16 protein-coding genes are annotated in these 15,739 nt (G+C 74.0%); 10 read left to right on the forward strand and 6 right to left on the reverse strand.

All coding sequences use genetic code 11. The features are described 5' to 3' along the window. Positions 1-59: 59 nt before the first annotated feature. A complete protein-coding gene (locus ACZ4W9_RS35025; protein WP_467942553.1) occupies positions 60-1,244 on the forward strand; it encodes a PP2C family protein-serine/threonine phosphatase in 1,185 nt (394 codons plus the stop codon). Here the strand turns inward: ACZ4W9_RS35025 and ACZ4W9_RS35030 are convergent. Continuing rightward, positions 1,199-1,570, reverse strand: coding sequence for an ATP-binding protein (locus ACZ4W9_RS35030; protein WP_467942554.1), 372 nt, complete (start codon positions 1,568-1,570; stop codon positions 1,199-1,201). The two genes, ACZ4W9_RS35025 and ACZ4W9_RS35030, sit on opposite strands and share 46 nt — an antisense overlap. Positions 1,571-1,809: 239 nt before the next feature. Between ACZ4W9_RS35030 and ACZ4W9_RS35035 the strand changes: the two genes are divergently transcribed. Both ACZ4W9_RS35035 and glpK read left to right on the forward strand, forming a co-directional pair. After that, positions 1,810-2,577: an IclR family transcriptional regulator gene (locus tag ACZ4W9_RS35035; protein WP_467942556.1), complete on the forward strand. Its 768-nt coding sequence runs from the start codon at positions 1,810-1,812 to the stop codon at positions 2,575-2,577. Between the two features lie 44 nt (positions 2,578-2,621). Continuing rightward, positions 2,622-4,136 (forward strand): glycerol kinase GlpK, encoded by a 1,515-nt coding sequence (glpK, locus tag ACZ4W9_RS35040; protein WP_467942557.1) that lies wholly within the window; start codon positions 2,622-2,624, stop codon positions 4,134-4,136. A gap of 19 nt (positions 4,137-4,155) precedes the next feature. Here glpK and ACZ4W9_RS35045 read toward each other — a convergent pair whose 3' ends face one another. Continuing rightward, positions 4,156-4,833 carry a TetR/AcrR family transcriptional regulator gene (locus tag ACZ4W9_RS35045; RefSeq protein ID WP_467942558.1) on the reverse strand — a complete coding sequence of 226 codons (678 nt, stop codon included), beginning with the start codon at positions 4,831-4,833 and terminating at the stop codon, positions 4,156-4,158. A 271-nt stretch (positions 4,834-5,104) separates the two neighbouring features. Between ACZ4W9_RS35045 and ACZ4W9_RS35050 the strand changes: the two genes are divergently transcribed. From ACZ4W9_RS35050 to hemC, 3 genes are all read left to right on the forward strand, one after another. Next, a complete protein-coding gene (locus ACZ4W9_RS35050; RefSeq protein WP_467942560.1) occupies positions 5,105-6,580 on the forward strand; it encodes an MFS transporter in 1,476 nt (491 codons plus the stop codon). 124 nt (positions 6,581-6,704) lie between these two features. Continuing rightward, positions 6,705-7,661 (forward strand): ATP-dependent DNA ligase, encoded by a 957-nt coding sequence (locus ACZ4W9_RS35055; protein ID WP_467942578.1) that lies wholly within the window; start codon positions 6,705-6,707, stop codon positions 7,659-7,661. A 105-nt stretch (positions 7,662-7,766) separates the two neighbouring features. Beyond that, a complete protein-coding gene (gene hemC, locus ACZ4W9_RS35060) occupies positions 7,767-8,702 on the forward strand; it encodes a hydroxymethylbilane synthase (RefSeq protein WP_467942561.1) in 936 nt (311 codons plus the stop codon). A gap of 42 nt (positions 8,703-8,744) precedes the next feature. Here hemC and ACZ4W9_RS35065 read toward each other — a convergent pair whose 3' ends face one another. Then, positions 8,745-9,269 (reverse strand): hypothetical protein, encoded by a 525-nt coding sequence (locus tag ACZ4W9_RS35065; RefSeq protein WP_467942563.1) that lies wholly within the window; start codon positions 9,267-9,269, stop codon positions 8,745-8,747. 403 nt (positions 9,270-9,672) lie between these two features. On the opposite strand from ACZ4W9_RS35065, the gene ACZ4W9_RS35070 reads away from it, so the two are divergent. Then, positions 9,673-10,464, forward strand: coding sequence for an RNA polymerase sigma factor SigF (locus tag ACZ4W9_RS35070; RefSeq protein ID WP_467942564.1), 792 nt, complete (start codon positions 9,673-9,675; stop codon positions 10,462-10,464). A 43-nt stretch (positions 10,465-10,507) separates the two neighbouring features. Here ACZ4W9_RS35070 and ACZ4W9_RS35075 read toward each other — a convergent pair whose 3' ends face one another. Continuing rightward, positions 10,508-10,822: an ANTAR domain-containing protein gene (locus ACZ4W9_RS35075; protein WP_467942565.1), complete on the reverse strand. Its 315-nt coding sequence runs from the start codon at positions 10,820-10,822 to the stop codon at positions 10,508-10,510. Between the two features lie 127 nt (positions 10,823-10,949). On the opposite strand from ACZ4W9_RS35075, the gene ACZ4W9_RS35080 reads away from it, so the two are divergent. Continuing rightward, positions 10,950-11,762 (forward strand): VOC family protein, encoded by an 813-nt coding sequence (locus tag ACZ4W9_RS35080; RefSeq protein WP_467942567.1) that lies wholly within the window; start codon positions 10,950-10,952, stop codon positions 11,760-11,762. Here ACZ4W9_RS35080 and glgX read toward each other — a convergent pair. After that, positions 11,737-13,932: a glycogen debranching protein GlgX gene (gene glgX, locus ACZ4W9_RS35085; protein WP_467942569.1), complete on the reverse strand. Its 2,196-nt coding sequence runs from the start codon at positions 13,930-13,932 to the stop codon at positions 11,737-11,739. The two genes, ACZ4W9_RS35080 and glgX, sit on opposite strands and share 26 nt — an antisense overlap. Then, positions 13,929-14,441 carry a pep a2 gene (locus ACZ4W9_RS35090; protein WP_467942571.1) on the reverse strand — a complete coding sequence of 171 codons (513 nt, stop codon included), beginning with the start codon at positions 14,439-14,441 and terminating at the stop codon, positions 13,929-13,931. The genes glgX and ACZ4W9_RS35090 overlap by 4 nt, the downstream gene beginning before the upstream one ends. Before the next feature lie 301 nt (positions 14,442-14,742). Between ACZ4W9_RS35090 and ACZ4W9_RS35095 the strand changes: the two genes are divergently transcribed. Together ACZ4W9_RS35095 and ACZ4W9_RS35100 are read left to right on the forward strand one after the other, a co-directional pair. Continuing rightward, on the forward strand, positions 14,743-15,042 hold the full coding sequence (locus ACZ4W9_RS35095) for a DUF5133 domain-containing protein (protein ID WP_467942572.1): 300 nt from the start codon (positions 14,743-14,745) through the stop codon (positions 15,040-15,042). 112 nt (positions 15,043-15,154) lie between these two features. Next, positions 15,155-15,739, forward strand: a 585-nt coding sequence (locus tag ACZ4W9_RS35100) for a maltotransferase domain-containing protein (RefSeq protein ID WP_467942573.1), incomplete at its 3' end; no start/stop codon positions are given.

Raw genomic sequence — 15,739 nt, forward strand, 5'->3', positions numbered from 1 at the left:
CGCCTCCCAGCGGCGGGGCCACCTTCGTACAGGCGAGGGCAGAGGACAGCGGACGACACATGAGCCAGGTCCGAGACGAGGGCGGTGACCACATGCCGGCGCGGCGGTTCGGGAAGCGGACGGCGCACGCCGCGGGACGGCGGCTGCTGCCGGCCCTCGTCGTCGCCGCCGTCGTCCTCGGCGGCCTGGTGGGCGGCGCGGGTGCGCTCTGGCTGCCGCTGCTGGCGGCCGGTCCCGCGCTGGCGGCCGTCACCAACGGCCCGCGCGGCGTCCTCGGCACCGGTCTCCTCGCGGCGGCGGCGGGCGCCGCCCTGGCCTGCGGGCACGGGATGTCCGCACCCGAGGCGGCGGCCGTCCTGGGCGCCCTGCCGGCCGTCACCGCGGCGAGCGCCCTGGCCGGCGTTCTGCGCCAGCGCCGGGAGCGCGTACTCGCCGCCGTCCGTTCGGTCGCCGAGGCCGCCCAGCACGCGCTGCTCCAGCCCGTCCCGGAGACCGTCGGCCCGTTCCAGGTGGCCGTCCGCTACAGCGCCGCCGCGGCGGAGGCCCGGATCGGCGGGGACCTGTACGCGCTGGAGTCCACCCCGCACGGCATCCGGCTGATCGTGGGCGACGTACGCGGCAAGGGACTGCCGGCCGTGGGCACGGCCGCGCTCGTGCTCGGGGTGTTCCGGGAGGCCGCCCACGACGAGGCCGACCTGCTCGCCGTCGTCGACCGGATCGAGCGGAGCCTCGCCCGCAACCTCGGCCCGGACGACTTCGTCACCGCCGTGGTCGCCGGATATCTCCGGCCGGGACAGCTGGAGATCGTCAACTGCGGGCACGCGCCGCCGCTGTTGATCTCCGCGTCCGGCGAGGTCACCGCGGTGGAGCCGGACCGCCCCGCGCCGCCGCTCGGGCTGCGCGCCCTGTCGGACCGCGCTCCCGGCCTGCGGCGCCTGCCGCTGGCGGAGGGGGACCAGCTGCTGCTCTACACGGACGGCGTCACCGAGGCCCGTGACGGGGCGCGCGTGTTCTATCCCCTGGCCGACGGCGTGGGCCGCCATGTGTGCGAGGAGCCGGCGCGCACGCTCGGCGCGCTCCATGACGAGCTGCTGGCGCACGTGGGCGGCCGGCTGCACGACGACGCGGCCCTGCTGCTGCTGCGCCGGAGGCCGTCAGGGGATCCGGCCGCCGTGGCGGCCGGGGCCGGGGCCGTGCCTCAGGCCGCGACCAGCTCCGCCCAGCGGGTGACCCGCTCGGGATGAACCCGTAGGCCGTGGCGGGTCGCCAGGGCGCGGACGATCGCCTCGCCCCGGCCGTGCTCGTCCGGGTCGATCCCGGCGCGGGACGGCCCCGCGGCGAAGTCGGTTCCGGCGTCGGTGACCTCCACCCGCAGGGTGGGCGGGTGATCGCCGCGCACCCAGGACACCCGGAGTTCGGCCGGCGGCCGGGCGTGCACGATCGCGTTGGTGACCAGCTCCGACACCACGAGCAGCGAGTCCTCGACGATCTCCGGACACACGCTCCAGTCGGCGAGGAGCGCCGCCACCCGCCGGCGTACGGCCGAGACCGCGCCGGCGACGGGCGGCACCGGACACACATGTTCATGTGCCGCCCGAAGCAGGGTATTGAGCTGAGCCACCATGTTCTCTCCCGATCTGCTGCCGGTCTCGCACGCTGTCTCGGCGTCTTCCGGGCCTCAAAGCACGTTAGGGAGACATATCGGGGCGGGTCAATGAACAGGGGTCGGCATTACCGAACGGCCCGCCCCGCGGCCCCGGCCCGCCGTCCCGCGGGGCGAAGCGTCCGCGACGGTAATAGGCTCGCCTCATGGCCGGACCGGTCCAGTCGATCGAGCGGGCGGCGGCGATTCTGCGGCTGCTCGCCGGCGGGCCCCGCCGACTCGGACTCGGCGAGGTGGCGGCCTCGCTCGGGCTGGCGAAGGGCACCGCCCACGGCATCCTGCGCACGCTCCAGCACGTGGACTTCGTGGAGCAGGACGCGGCGACCGGGAAGTACCAGCTCGGGGCCGCCCTGCTGCACCTGGGCACCAGCTACCTGGACGTCAACGAACTGCGCTCACGGTCCCTGAACTGGGCCGACGCCCTGGCCGCCCGCAGCGGGGAGGCGGTACGCCTGGGCACCCCGCTGGAGGGCAGGGTCCTCGTCGTCCACCATGTGTTCCGGCCCGACGACAGCTTCCAGACCCTGGACGTGGGCGCGTTGCTGCCGCTGCACGCCTCCTCGCTCGGCAAGGTGCTGCTGGCCTTCGGCACGGCGACGGCCGCGCCGGACCGGGCGCCGGGGCTGGAGGCGTACACCCGGCACACCCTGACCGATCCCGAGCGGCTCGCCCGGGCGCTCGCCACCGTGCGGGACGCCGGATGGGCGGCCGAGATCCAGGAGATGAGCATGGGCGAGGCCGGGATCGCGGCGCCGATCCGGGGGCACGGCGGGCTCGTCGTGGGCGCCGTCGGACTGTCCGGGCCGGTGGAGCGGATCTGCGACGGCCGGTGCCGGGCCCGGCCCCCGCTGATCGGCCTGGTCCGTGAGGCCGCGAGGGCGATCTCCAGAGATCTGGGAGCCGCCCGCTGGTAGGCCACGACAGCCGCCCCCAGATCCGTCGGAAGGCAGGCCCGATCATGACGGAACGGTATGTGATGTCGGTCGATCAGGGCACCAACTCCACCCGCTGCATCCTCTTCGACCACCGCGGGCGGCTGGTCTCGGTCGCGCAGCGAGAGCACCAGCAGCACTTCCCGCGGCCCGGGTGGGTGGAGCACGACGCCGTGGAGATCTGGCAGAACCTGCGCCGGGTGGTGCCCGAGGCCCTGTCCGCCGCCGGTGTCGCGACGGAGCAGGTCGCCGCCATCGGGCTGGCCAACCAGCGGGAGACCACGGTGCTCTGGGACCGGCGCACCGGCGCGCCGCTGGGCCGGGCGATCGTCTGGCAGGACACCCGTACCGCGCCCCTGGTCGCAGACCTCCTGCGCGATCCCGGCGAGGCGTTCTTCCTTGGGCGGTGTGCCCTGCCGCCCTCCACCTACTTCTCCGCGCTGCGGATCCGCTGGCTGTTCGACCACGTCAAGGGCGTCGAGCAGCGCGCCCGGGACGGCGAGGTGCTGTTCGGGACGATGGAGAGCTGGCTCCTGTGGAATCTCACCGGGGGCGCCGACGGCGGCCTGCACCTGACCGACGCCACCAACGCCAGCCGCACGATGCTGATGAACATCCACACCCTCGCCTGGGACGACGAACTGCTGGACTTCTTCGGCGTGCCCCGCCCGATGCTGCCCGAGATCCGTCCCTCCGCCGAGCGGTACGGCGAGGCGAGCGCGCTGCTGCCGGGCATCCCCCTCACCGCGGCCCTCGGTGACCAGCAGGCCGCCCTCTTCGGCCAGACCTGTTTCTCCCCCGGCGAGGCCAAGTGCACCTACGGCACGGGGAGCTTCCTGCTGCTGAACACCGGCGACGACGTCGTGCGCTCCCGGCACGGGCTGCTCACCACCGTCGCCTACAAGATCGGCGACCAGCCGCCGGCCTACGCCCTGGAGGGGTCGATCGCGGTCACCGGCGCGCTCGTCCAGTGGTTCCGCGACCGCCTGTGCCTGATCGGGAGCGCCCCGGAGATCGAGACCCTCGCCCGCACGGTCGAGGACAACGGCGGCTGCTACATCGTCCCCGCCTTCTCGGGGCTGTTCGCGCCGCACTGGCGCAGCGACGCGCGCGGGGTCATCGTCGGCCTCACCTCGTACATCACCAAGGGGCATCTGGCGCGGGCGGTGCTGGAGGCCACGGGATGGCAGACCCGGGAGGTCGTCGACGCGATGAACGCCGACTTCCCGGTGCCCCTGCCGCAGCTCAGGGTGGACGGCGGCATGACCGCGGACAACCTGCTCATGCAGTTCGTGGCCGATGTGCTGGACGTGCCCGTGGTGCGGCCCATGGTCGCCGAGACGGTCTCCCTGGGCGCGGCCTACGCGGCCGGTCTCGCCGCCGGGTACTGGCCCGGACTGGAGGTGCTGCGCCGCAACTGGCACCGGGCCGCGCAGTGGCTGCCCGGCATGGACCCCGAGCGGCGGGAGGCGGAGTACGGCAACTGGCAGCGGGCCGTCGAACGCTCCCTGGGGTGGGCCGGACCACCGCGGGCCTCCTGAGCCCGCCGTGACCTCCTCCTCAGCCCGAGGAGGAGCCCTCCGGTGCCGCCGCCCGGGCGCTGACCGGGGCCAGCCACAGGCCCACGATCGCGTCGGCGAGCCCCGTGGCGGCCTCGCTCCAGGTGGCGTGCGGGGTCGGGGTGCCCTCGGCGAGGGCCCGCTCGCGCTCGGCGCAGGTGTGCAGGATCAGCAGCCGGACCATCTGGCCGCGTTCGGCGCGGACCTCGGGCGGCAGGTTCGGCAGGGTGCGGTTGAGGCCCTCGACCGCCTCGCGCAGCGCCGGTGAGGCGAGGGACTCCTCGACCATGATCTCGTGCAGCGCCGGGTCGGTCATCACCTGCGCGCAGAAGCGGGCGTACCAGGTCGGGCTGCCGTGTCCGGCGAGGTGCTCGGTGACCGGGCGGACCAGGCAGCCGACCCAGTCGCGCACGTCGGCGGAGCCCGCGGTCTCCTCCAGGGCCCGTTCCCGCAGCGTCTCGATGTGCCGGGTGTGCCGCCGGGCGACGGCGCGGACCAGGTCGGCCTTGGTGCCGAAGTGGTAGCCGACGGCGGCGTTGTTGCCCTGGCCGGCGGCCTCGCTGACCTGGCGGTTGGAGACGGCGTACACGCCGTGCTCGGCGAACAGCCGTTCCGCCGCGGTCAGGATCGCCTCCCGCGTCGCGTTCACCTGCTCGGTCCGCGCCGTCCTGCGCGCCATGCTCACCACCGCTCCGGGACGTGCTCCACCCCGGGGGCGGTCCGTCCCGCACTCCGCCCCGGGTCCTCGGCCGGGGCGGGCGAGGTCCAGCCGGTCACAGCCTACGGCGCGCGGGCCGCCTGCCCGGACCGGGCCCGGTGACCGGCCGCTCCCGGTACCCGCCCCGGCGGTCGGCCTCTCCCGCACCGGGCCCGGTGACCGGCCGCTACAGTAAGTCAAGCAATTGACTTAAAAAGCGGTCCGCCGCTCCCCCTCCCGGAAGGCTCCCTTCATGTCCGACGCCCCCGCCCGGCCCGCCGAGGCCGGCCGCCCGGCACCGCCCCGGCCGGGTGCCGTGGTCGCGGTGCTGGCCCTGGCCGGCATCACCGTGTCGCTGATGCAGACCCTGGTGATCCCGATCGTGCCCGCGCTGCCCGGCTATCTGCACGCCTCGCCGTCCGACGCCGCCTGGGCGGTCACCGCCACCCTGCTGGCCGGCGCCGTCGCCACCCCGGTGGCCGGCCGGCTCGGCGACATGTTCGGCAAGCGGCGCCTGCTGCTGGTCAGCCTGGCCCTGCTGGTGGCCGGCTCGGCGGTGTGCGCGCTCAGCGACCGGCTGGTGCCGATGATCGCCGGCCGTGCGCTGCAAGGACTGGCCGCCGCCGTGGTCCCGCTCGGCATCAGCATCATGCGGGACGAGCTGCCGCCGCAGAAGCTGGCCGGCGCCACCGCGCTGATGAGCGCCTCGCTCGGGGTCGGCGGCGCCCTGGGGCTGCCCGCGGCGGCGTTCATCGCCGACCACTACGACTGGCACGTGCTGTTCTGGACCTCCGCGGCCCTCGGCGCCGTCGCGGCCGCGCTGGTGCTGGGCCTGGTGCCGGAGTCCGGCGTGCGCACCGGCGGCCGGTTCGACCTGACCGGCGCGCTCGGCATGGCCGTCGGCCTGGTCTCGCTGCTCCTCGCGGTCTCCAAGGGCGCCGACTGGGGCTGGGGCAGCGGCACCACCCTGGGGCTGCTCGCGCTCGCCGTGGTGGTCCTGGTGGCGTGGGGCTTCCTCGAGCTGCGCACGGCACAGCCGCTGGTCGACCTGCGCACCACGGCCCGCCGCCAGGTGCTGTTCACGAACCTGGCCTCGATCGCGTTCGGCTTCTCCATGTTCGCGATGGCCCTCGTCCTGCCGCAGCTCCTCCAGCTGCCCGTCCAGACCGGCTACGGCCTGGGCAGGTCCATGCTCACCGCGGGCCTGGTGATGGCTCCGCAGGGCCTGGTGATGATGGCCACGGCCCCGGTCTCCGCCCTGATCACCAAGACGCGCGGCCCGAAGACCACCCTGATGACCGGCGCGGTGATCGTCGCCGCCGGGTACGCGCTCGGCATCGTGCTGATGAGCGAGATCTGGCACCTGGTGCTGGTCTCCTGCGTCATCGGCGCGGGCGTCGGCTTCGCCTACGGCGCCATGCCCGCGCTGATCATGGGCGCGGTCCCGGCCTCCGAGACGGCCGCCGCGAACAGCCTCAACACGCTGATGCGGTCGATCGGCACCTCGGTGGCCAGTGCCGTGGCGGGCGTGATCCTGGCCCAGATGACGATCAGCCTCGGCGGCCACACGCTGCCGTCCGAGGACGGCTTCAAGGCCGTGATGGCGCTCGGCGCGGGCGCGGCGGCCCTCGCGTTCCTGCTCGCCGCGTTCCTCCCCCGGCACCGCCCGGCCGGCCCCGCCCCCGCGCCCGCGCCGGCCGCCGCCGCGCCGGCCGAGCCGGTCGGCTGACCTGGCGCCGGAGCGGCGGCGCGGGGCCCGTTCAGGGGAACCGCGCGGGAAAGGCGCGTGAGCGGGCCGGGGCCGGTCGAGATCTTCTGCCGTGACCGCCGTACCCCTGCCGCTCATCGCGCCGATGCTCGCCACCCCCGGCGGCCTGCCGCCCGCCGCCCAGGACCGGCGCTGGGCGTACGAGACGAAGCAGGACGGCCAGCGGGTGCTGGTCTACCTGCCCGGCGACGGCAGCGTGCTGCTGCGCGCCCGTTCCGGCGACGACATCACCGCGGCCTACCCCGAACTGGGGGCGCTGGGCGCCGCGCTGGGCTCCACGCCCGCCGTGCTGGACGGCGAGGTGCTGGCCCTGGACGAGCGGGGGCGCTCCGACTTCCAGCTGCTGCAGAGCCGGATGGGCCTCGCGCACGCCCCCGCGCGGGCGGCGCGCCGGGCCGCCCGGGTGCCGGTGCACCTGGTGCTGTTCGACGTGCCGTATCTGACCGAGCCGCTGCTGCGGCTGCCGTACGCGCGGCGGCGGGCCCGGCTGGAGGAACTGGGCCTGGCCGGGCCGTACTGGTCGACCCCGGGCGCGGTGACCGGGCACGGCGCCGAGGCGCTGCGCGCCACCCGGGAGCACGGGCTGGAGGGGCTGGTGTGCAAGCGGCTGGACTCGGTGTACGAGCCCGGGGTCCGCTCCCGCGCCTGGATCAAGATCCGGCACATGCGCGCGGAGGACGTGGTCATCGGCGGCTGGCTGCCCGGCAGGGGCCGGCTGACCGGACTGCCCGGGGCGGTCCTGGCCGGCCAGCGCGACCCGGAGGGCCGGCTGCGCTACGTCGGCGGGGTGGGCACCGGCTGGAGCGAGGAGGAACGCGTCCGGCTGGCCGAACTGCTGCGGGAGGCGGCGAGCGACCGGTGCCCCTTCGACCCGGTGCCGCGCATCCCCCGGGCACACTGGGTACTGCCCCGGCTGGTGGGCGAGGTCGGTTACAGCATCCGCACCCGGCACGGCATGCTGCGCCAGCCGTCCTGGCTGCGGCTCCGCCCGGACCTCACCCCCGAGGAGTCGGCGGCGGACCTGCCGGACGAGCCGGGCTGACATCGGCCGGCGGGCGAACTCCCGTGGCCCCGGCGGCCGGTGCCTCCCGTCCGGCGCGGGTGGTGCGACCGGGGCCGCCCCGGCCCAGGGTCTATCGTGTCCCCCATGTCTGCACCGGAACTGATCCGCATCGTCTCCCGCGACTCCCCCATGGCCCTGGCCCAGGTCGAGCGGGTCCGCGCCGAGTTGGCCGTGCTGCACCCGGGGGTGCGCACCGAGGTCGTCCCGGTGAAGACGACCGGCGACAAGTGGATGGGCGATCTGTCGAAGGTCGAGGGCAAGGGGGCGTTCACCAAGGAGGTGGACGCGGCCCTCCTCGCCGGGGAGGCGGATCTCGCGGTGCACTGCGTGAAGGACGTGCCCGCCGACCGGCCGCTGCCCGCCGGCACGGTGTTCGCCGCGTTCCTGAGGCGCGACGACATCCGCGACGCGCTGGTCCACCCGGACGGGCTGACCCTGGACGAGCTGCCGGCCGGCACCCGGATCGGCACCTCCTCGGTCCGCCGGATCGCCCAACTGGCCGCGACCCACCCGCACCTGGACTGCGTGCCGTTCCGCGGCAACGCCAACCGCCGGCTGGAGAAGCTGGCGGCGGGCGAGGCGGACGCGCTGCTGCTCGCGGTGTCCGGCCTGGAGCGGATCGGCCGGAGCGACGTCATCAGCGAGGTGCTGTCGACGGAGACGATGATGCCGCCGATCGGCGCGGGCATCCTGGCCCTGCAGTGCCGGGAGGGCGACACCGGGCTGATCGACGCGGTGAGCGGCCTCGGCGACCCGGACACCCACCGGGAGGCGACGGCGGAGCGGATGTTCCTGCATGTGCTGCAAGGGCACTGCAACAGCCCGATCGCCGGGTACGCGCGCGTGGACCGCGGCGGCGAACTCTCGCTGCGGGCCTGTGTGTTCACCGCGGACGGCAAGACACGGCTGAACGCCCACGAGTGGGCGGGGCGGCTCGATCCGGCCACCCTCGGCACCTCGGTCGCGGTCGCGCTGCTGCGCCAGGGCGCGCGGGAGATCATCGACGGCATCCCGCACTGAGTCCCGTACGGCGTCGGCCGGCGAGCCCCTGCGGGGTGCGGGTCAGGCGGAGCCCGGCTCCGCCTGGTCGCGCAGGAAGGCGGAGACCTGGTGGGCGAGGCTGCCCTGCCCGGTGGCCGCGGGGGCGGCCGCCGGGGCCGACTCCAGGACGCCGATGCCGCCCGCCCACAGCCGGCGGCCGGTCCATTCGTCGTCCACCCGCAGCTGCACCTGGACGTCCACGTGCCCGAGGGCCGCCTCGGGGGCGGCGGCATAGACCACGGCGGTGGCCCGGCGCAGCGGGTAGACGTCGAAGCCCTCGACGAACTGGGAGTTGCGCCAGTCGATGAAGGCGCCCTCGCCGTCCGGGCCGACGCGGACGTCGATCTGGCCGTCCTCCAGGTGGATGCCGTAGGGCCGGGCGCCGCGGTTCTCCACGGTCACCCGGACACTGAAATACGTCAGCCCGGCGGCGGCGTCGTCCCGTCCGCGCGGCGGCTCGGCCGCCTCCAGGCGGTGGACGCGGACCCGCAGACCGGCATGCTCCTCGCACTCCCGCCAGTCACCGACCACGTTCGGCTCGTACACAGTGCCCCTCTCGACCTTCGAGAGCTGCTGTCTATCTGTGCGCCGAGCGCACTGTCAAATGGCCGGAACGCACCGTGGTCAGGGGAATTGGGGCCCGCTGATCGGTGATCAAGCGCTGCCCAGGAAGAACGCCCGCGCGGCGGGTTCCGGCCGTCCTCGTCCGCGTGCCGCACATCACGTCCGTGACGGGATCGGCTACCCGCCCGACCCCTTGGTCCGTATAGTCCAATTTCACATTAATTGTTTGGAAATGCGCCGCAGCGGGAAAGGGCACAACAGTGCTTCGGACAGGAGGCACGTCCGTGGGAGACCGCGCACTGCCGGCCCCCGGTGTCCTATCCATGGTCCGAGCGCACCTCCCACGGTGTTGTCCCTTCAGCACCTGCTGAGAGAGGTGCGCGCGATGCGTGTCACTGGCAGCACGAAGACCCATCCCCACGACGACGCCCCGAAGACGGGCGCCGCCTTCGAGCGGCTCGCCGCACTGCCCGACGGCCCCGAGCGCCAGGCGCTCCGGGACGAGCTGGTCCGGCTGTGGCTGCCCATGGCCGAGCGGATCGCGGTGCGCTTCCGCGGCCGCGGCGAGGCCCTGGAGGATCTGTACCAGGTGGCCGCGCTCGGTCTGGTCAAGGCCGTCGACCACTACGACCCGGAGCGGGGCCGGGCCTTCGAGGCGTACGCGGTGCCCACCATCACCGGGGAGATCAAGCGGCACTTCCGGGACCACATGTGGACCCTGCACGTGCCCCGCCGGGTGCAGGACCTGCGCAACCGGGTCCGCGCCGCCGTGAAGGACCTGGCGCAGACCACGGGGGGCGGCACGCCCACCGTCGCCGAGATCGCCGCGTACACCCGCCTCAGCGAGGACGAGGTGCGCACCGGCATGGAGGCGCTGGAGTGCTTCTCCGCGCTGTCGCTGGACGCCGAGGTCTCCGGCACGGACGGCTACGCCCTCGGGGACTCCCTGGGCGGGCCGGACCCCGGCTATGACCTCGTCGTGGACCGGGCGGCGGTCAGGCCGTGTCTCCAGGCGCTGCCCGAACGCGAGCGCACCATCCTCTACCTGCGGTTCTTCGGGGGCATGACGCAGAGCCGGATCGCCTCGCAGCTCGGGATCTCGCAGATGCACGTCTCGCGGCTGCTCAGCGGCTGCTTCGACCGGCTGCGCGAGGAACTGCTCGCGGAGATCCGCTGACTCCCCCACCCGTACGACGGCCCCCACCGCCGCCGGTACGCCCCTACTCCCCCTCGGTCCCCGGCACCCGCGCGGGCCCGTACCGGTCCAGGGCCTCCTCCAGCTCGGCCCGGATGTGGTCCGGCAGGTCGCCGCGCCGCCCCCAGATCAGGATCAGCTCGGCGATGTGGCGCAGTTTGATGTTGGTGTGCTGGGAGACCTCCTTCAGCACCTGCCAGCCCTGGTCCGGGGTGACCCGGCCGAGGGCGACCACCATCCCGATCGCCTGGTCCACGACCGCGTGCGAGGCCATGGCCTCCTTCAGCTGGTCGACCTCCGCCTGCAACGCGGCGATCCGGTCCGGCTCGCTCTCTCCCATCCCTCCATCGTGCGCAGGGGGCTGCCCCCCTGCCACCCGGGTACTCGACAGGCGTTACCACCCCGTCCGGCCGGACACTGGTGGCATACCGGTGGCCGCCCGGCCCCGAGAGCAGGACCCGACTGCCATGAACCACGACAGCCCCGGTGGCGGACCGCGCGGACAAGACGTCGTCTCCACCCACTCCGTCTTCGGCGCGCCCTGCTGGGTGAGCCTGACCAGCCGTGATCTCCAGGCCACGCAGGAGTTCTACACGGCCGTCCTCGGCTGGCAGTGGCGCACCGCCAAGCTCGGCGAGCACTTCCGGATCGCGCTGGCGGGCGGGGTCCCGGTCGCGGGGATCGCCGCCGTCGCCTCCATGTGGCAGATGGCGGTGGCCTGGACGCCGTACTTCGCGGTGCGGGACGCGGACGTGGCCGTGTCCCGGGTCCGGGAGCGCGGCGGTACGGCCGCGGTCGGGCCGCTGTCCTTCACGCCCGGCCGGGCGGCGCTGCTCGCCGACCGGGACGGCGCCACGTTCGGCATCTGGCAGGGCGACCTGGTCACCAACTGGCAGGCCTGGCGGCGGGCGGCACCCACCTTCGTGCGGCTGCATACCCGCGACGCCTTCGACGCCGCGATGTTCTACGGCGAGACCCTGGACTGGGCGACCGGGCAGCCGGGCTGCTGCGAGGTGGAGTACGACGGCGGCGAGGTGCTGCTGCGCAGCGAGGGCGACGTGGTGGCGCGCATCGACTCGGGCGCGGTGGAGGCCGCCCCGGACCCCTCGGTGCGGCCGCACTGGCAGGTCCACTTCGCGGTCACCGACGTGCCGGCCTGCGCCCGCGCGGCGGAGAAGCACGGCGGCAGCGTGCTGCGCGACGACGGCGAACGGGAGGCGATCCTGCGCGACGCCGACGGCGCCCAGTTCACGGTCACCGCGCGGGGCGCCTGCTGCTGACGCCCCGCGCGCGGCGCCCGGGCGCTCGGGTCGCGGCGCGGGAGGGACGGGAGAGCAGGACCAGACCGCGGGCCTCGACGCGGAGCCGGGTGCCCGCCTTGCGTTCGCGTTCGTCGGGGACGCCGTCGGGGTCGGCGGTGTCGATCAGCGTGGTCCAGCGCTCGCCGAAGGACTCGCCGGGCAGACGGAAGACGACCGGCTCCCAGTAGCCGTTGACGAGCAGCAGGAAGGAGTCGTCGGTCATGGGCCGGCCGTAGGGGTCGCGTTCGGCGATGGCGTCGCCGTTGAGGAACACGCCGACCGAGTGCGCGTCCGCGCGCTGCCAGTCGCGGTCGGTCATCTCCCGGGCGTCGGGCCGCAGCCACACGAGGTCGGGCAGCGGCTGCCCGGCGTGGGTCGCGGTCTCGCCGCGGAAGAAGCGGCGCCGGCGCAGCACCGGGTGGGCGGCGCGCAGGGCGATCAGGCGCCCGGTGAAGCCGGCGAGGGCGCGCTGCTCGTCGGTGAGGTCCCAGTCCACCCAGGAGATCTCGTTGTCCTGGCAGTAGGCGTTGTTGTTGCCCCGCTGGGTGCGGCCGAGTTCGTCGCCGTGGCACAGCATGGGGATGCCCTGCGACAGCAGCAGCGTGGCCAGCAGGTTGCGCTGCTGGCGGGCGCGCAGTTCCAGGACGGCCGGGTCGTCGGTGTCGCCCTCCGCCCCGCAGTTCCAGGACCGGTTGTGGCTCTCCCCGTCGCGGTTGTCCTCGCCGTTGGCCTCGTTGTGCTTGTCGTTGTACGACACCAGGTCGCGCAGCGTGAAACCGTCGTGCGCGGTGACGAAGTTGACGCTCGCGCGCGGCCGGCGCCGGCTGTGCTGGTAGATGTCGGAGGAGCCGGTGAGCCGGGAGGCGAACTCGCCGAGCGAGCCGGGCTCGGCCCGCCAGAAGTCCCGCACGGCGTCCCGGTACTTGCCGTTCCACTCCGACCACAGCGGCGGGAAGTTGCCCACCTGGTAGCCGCCCTCGCCCAGGTCCCACGGCTCGGCGATCAGCTTGACGCGGCTGATCACCGGGTCCTGCTGGATCAGGTCGAAGAACGCCGAGAGCCGGTCCACCTCGTGGAACTGCCGGGCCAGGGTGGCCGCCAGGTCGAAGCGGAAGCCGTCGACGTGCATCTCGGTGACCCAGTACCGCAGCGAGTCCATGATCAGCTGGAGCACGAAGGGATGCCGCATCAGCAGGCTGTTGCCGGTGCCGGTGGTGTCGTAGTAGTGCGCCCAGTCGCCGTCGACCAGGCGGTAGTAGGAGGCGTTGTCGATGCCCCGGAAGGACAGCGTGGGGCCGCGTTCGTTGCCCTCGGCGGTGTGGTTGTAGACCACGTCGAGGATCACTTCGAGGCCGGCCGCGTGCAGCGCCTTGACCATGGCCTTGAACTCGTTGACCTGCTGGCCGCGGGTGCCGAAGGCGGCGTAGGCGTTGTGCGGGGCGAAGAAGCCGATGGTGTTGTAGCCCCAGTAGTTGGACAGCCCGCGGTCCTGGAGGACGCCGTCGTGGACGAACTGGTGCACCGGCATCAGCTCCACCGCCGTGACGCCGAGCGAGGTGAGGTGCTCGGTCACGGCCGGGTGCGCGAGGCCGGCGTAGGTGCCGCGCAGCCGCTCGGGGATGTCCGGGTGGGTGCGGGTCAGGCCGCGGACATGGGCTTCGTAGATCACCGAGTCCGCGTACGGCGTGCGGGGCGGGCGGTCGTCGCCCCAGTCGAAGAACGGGTCGGTGACCACGCCCAGCATGGAGTGGCCGGCGCTGTCGGCCGGGGCGGGCCCGTCCGGGGCGCGCTCGTACAGCGAGGGGTGGTTGTCGATCTGCCCGTCCACGGCGCGGGCGTACGGGTCGAGCAGCAGCTTCGCGGGGTTGCAGCGGTGGCCGAACGCGGGCTGCCAGGGGCCGTGGACCCGGTAGCCGTAGCGCTGCCCGGGGCCGACACCGGGCAGATGGGCGTGCCAGACGAACCCGTCGACCTCGTGCAGCCGGATGGGGGTCTCGGCGCCCGCGTCGTCGACGAGGACCAGCTCCACGCGCTCGGCGACCTCGCTGAACAGGGCGAAGTTGGTGCCCTGCCCGTCGAAGGCGGCGCCCAACGGGTAGGGGTGCCCGCTCCAGACGGGCACCCCCGCGCGTGCCGTGCGCGCGGTCACCGGCTGCCCTCCAGGGGGGCGTCACCGGCGAACGCCCGGCCGGCCAGCACGGTCACCGGCTCGTCGCGGGGGACCTCCAGGCCGGTGCGCAGCGTGGGGGCGGGGGCGAGCGGCACCAGCGGGACGCGCTGGCCGGCCCGGGCGCGCTGCGAGAACCAGATGATGGTGGTGCCGGCGTCCGAGGCGCAGCAGCCCCAGCCGTCGCTCATGGCGGCGATGTCCGCCAGGCAGGACCGCAGGTCGGGGTCCGGGCGCAGTTCCGGGTCGGCGCCGCCGAAGGCGGTGATCAGGTGCTGGCCGTTCCACCACATCTCGATGGAGGTGTGCTTGTTCCTCGCGTGCGCGTCGATCGCCCGCAGCAGCAGTTCGGCGCCGCGGCGGACGGGGTCCACGAGGGTGTCCAGGTCCCAGTAGCGCAGATGGGCGGCCAGGATGCGGCCGACCTGTCCCACCCGTTCCGGACCGACCTCCACGTCGAGGTGGTAGTAGCAGGGCACTGCGGTCTTCATCGTCGCTTGCTCCTCACCGGCGAAGCTCTCGCTCCCCGCGCCCGCCCGGACGTGTCCCGGGCACACAGCGTGAGCGCTGATCGCTTCAGAGTCATCTCCACGGTGCGCGCACTACGCCATTCGTGCAACACGAGCCCCGGACACCCCACTCTCGTTGAAGATCCAACAAGACGCTGCGTCGTCGCGCGTGCACCATAAGTGAAAGCCTCGATCGCCGTAACGGTGCCGTGCCCTCCCCTGCGCGGACACCACCCGACCGTCGGGACGCGCCCAGTCGAGAGCGTGGAAGGTGAAGAGGGCCATGCTGCTACCCGCCAAGGCCGAAGTGGCCCGGCAGCTGCGGCGATACCGGGCGTGGGAGCGCGTGATGCTCGCCTCGCCGTACGACCGCACGGTCCGGGCCACCTTCGAGGACTCCGGGTACACCCTGTGCGTGCTGATGGGCAAGCGCTGCGCCCGCGAGGCCGCGGACGCGGCCGAGCGCTATCTCCGCACGAACCTGGTCACCTATCTGCGGGAGCAGGACGGGCGGCCGCAGCCGCGCCGGACGGCGAGAAGAGCGCCGCCGTCGGAGCGGCGTTCCACGGCGCCAAGCCCCTGACCTGACACCGTACAAGGCGTTCCCCGCGGGACCGGCGAGCGGCCGGTCCCGGCTATTCGGATCGCGGAGCCGGGCCGGGCGCCCGGCTCCGCGCACGGCGGAGGTGAGAAACATGCGCAGGATCCCGGCCATCGGCCGTGTACCGGTACGTGATGTCCGGCCGGCCGTGGAGTGTGGCAGGCGCCCGGCGAAAGCGGTGGCCGGGGAGACGTTCGAGGTCACGGCCACCGTGTTCCGCGAAGGGCAGGACGCCGTGGGCGCGAATGTGGTCCTGCGTGATCCGAAGGGCCGGCGCGGCCCCTGGACGCCGATGCGGGAGCTGGCGCCGGGCAGCGACCGGTGGGGGGCGGAAATCACCCCGGACGTGACGGGACGCTGGACCTTCCGTGTGGAGGCGTGGAGCCATCCACTGGCCACCTGGCGGCACACCGCGTCGGTGAAGGTGCCGGCCGGGGTCGACACCGGCCTGGTCCTGGAGGAGGGCGCGGAGCTGTACGAGCGGGCCGCCGCCGGTGTGCCGAGAGGCCCCGAGCGGGACCTGGTGCTGGCCGCCGCCCGCGCCCTCGGCGACGACACCCTCTCGGTCCACCACCGGCTGAAGGCGGCCCTCGCCCCGGAGGTGGAGGAGGTGCTCGCCCGGTATCCGCTGCGGGAACTGGTCACCGCCTCCGACGCGATGCCCCTGCTCGTGGAACGC

This window comes from Streptomyces sp. NPDC029296 (assembly GCF_055569255.1).

Excerpts from the sequence above, each read along its gene's own strand:
- ACZ4W9_RS35025 (WP_467942553.1), top strand. The coding sequence starts at position 60 with ATGAGCCAGGTCCGAGACGAGGGCGGTGACCACATGCCGGCGCGGCGG.
- ACZ4W9_RS35035 (WP_467942556.1), top strand. The coding sequence starts at position 1,810 with ATGGCCGGACCGGTCCAGTCGATCGAGCGGGCGGCGGCGATTCTGCGG.
- glpK (WP_467942557.1), top strand. The coding sequence starts at position 2,622 with ATGACGGAACGGTATGTGATGTCGGTCGATCAGGGCACCAACTCCACC.
- ACZ4W9_RS35045 (WP_467942558.1), bottom strand. The coding sequence starts at position 4,833 with ATGGCGCGCAGGACGGCGCGGACCGAGCAGGTGAACGCGACGCGGGAG.
- ACZ4W9_RS35050 (WP_467942560.1), top strand. The coding sequence starts at position 5,105 with ATGTCCGACGCCCCCGCCCGGCCCGCCGAGGCCGGCCGCCCGGCACCG.
- ACZ4W9_RS35055 (WP_467942578.1), top strand. The coding sequence starts at position 6,705 with ATGCTCGCCACCCCCGGCGGCCTGCCGCCCGCCGCCCAGGACCGGCGC.
- hemC (WP_467942561.1), top strand. The coding sequence starts at position 7,767 with ATGTCTGCACCGGAACTGATCCGCATCGTCTCCCGCGACTCCCCCATG.
- ACZ4W9_RS35070 (WP_467942564.1), top strand. The coding sequence starts at position 9,673 with ATGCGTGTCACTGGCAGCACGAAGACCCATCCCCACGACGACGCCCCG.
- ACZ4W9_RS35075 (WP_467942565.1), bottom strand. The coding sequence starts at position 10,822 with ATGGGAGAGAGCGAGCCGGACCGGATCGCCGCGTTGCAGGCGGAGGTC.
- ACZ4W9_RS35080 (WP_467942567.1), top strand. The coding sequence starts at position 10,950 with ATGAACCACGACAGCCCCGGTGGCGGACCGCGCGGACAAGACGTCGTC.
- ACZ4W9_RS35090 (WP_467942571.1), bottom strand. The coding sequence starts at position 14,441 with ATGAAGACCGCAGTGCCCTGCTACTACCACCTCGACGTGGAGGTCGGT.
- ACZ4W9_RS35095 (WP_467942572.1), top strand. The coding sequence starts at position 14,743 with ATGCTGCTACCCGCCAAGGCCGAAGTGGCCCGGCAGCTGCGGCGATAC.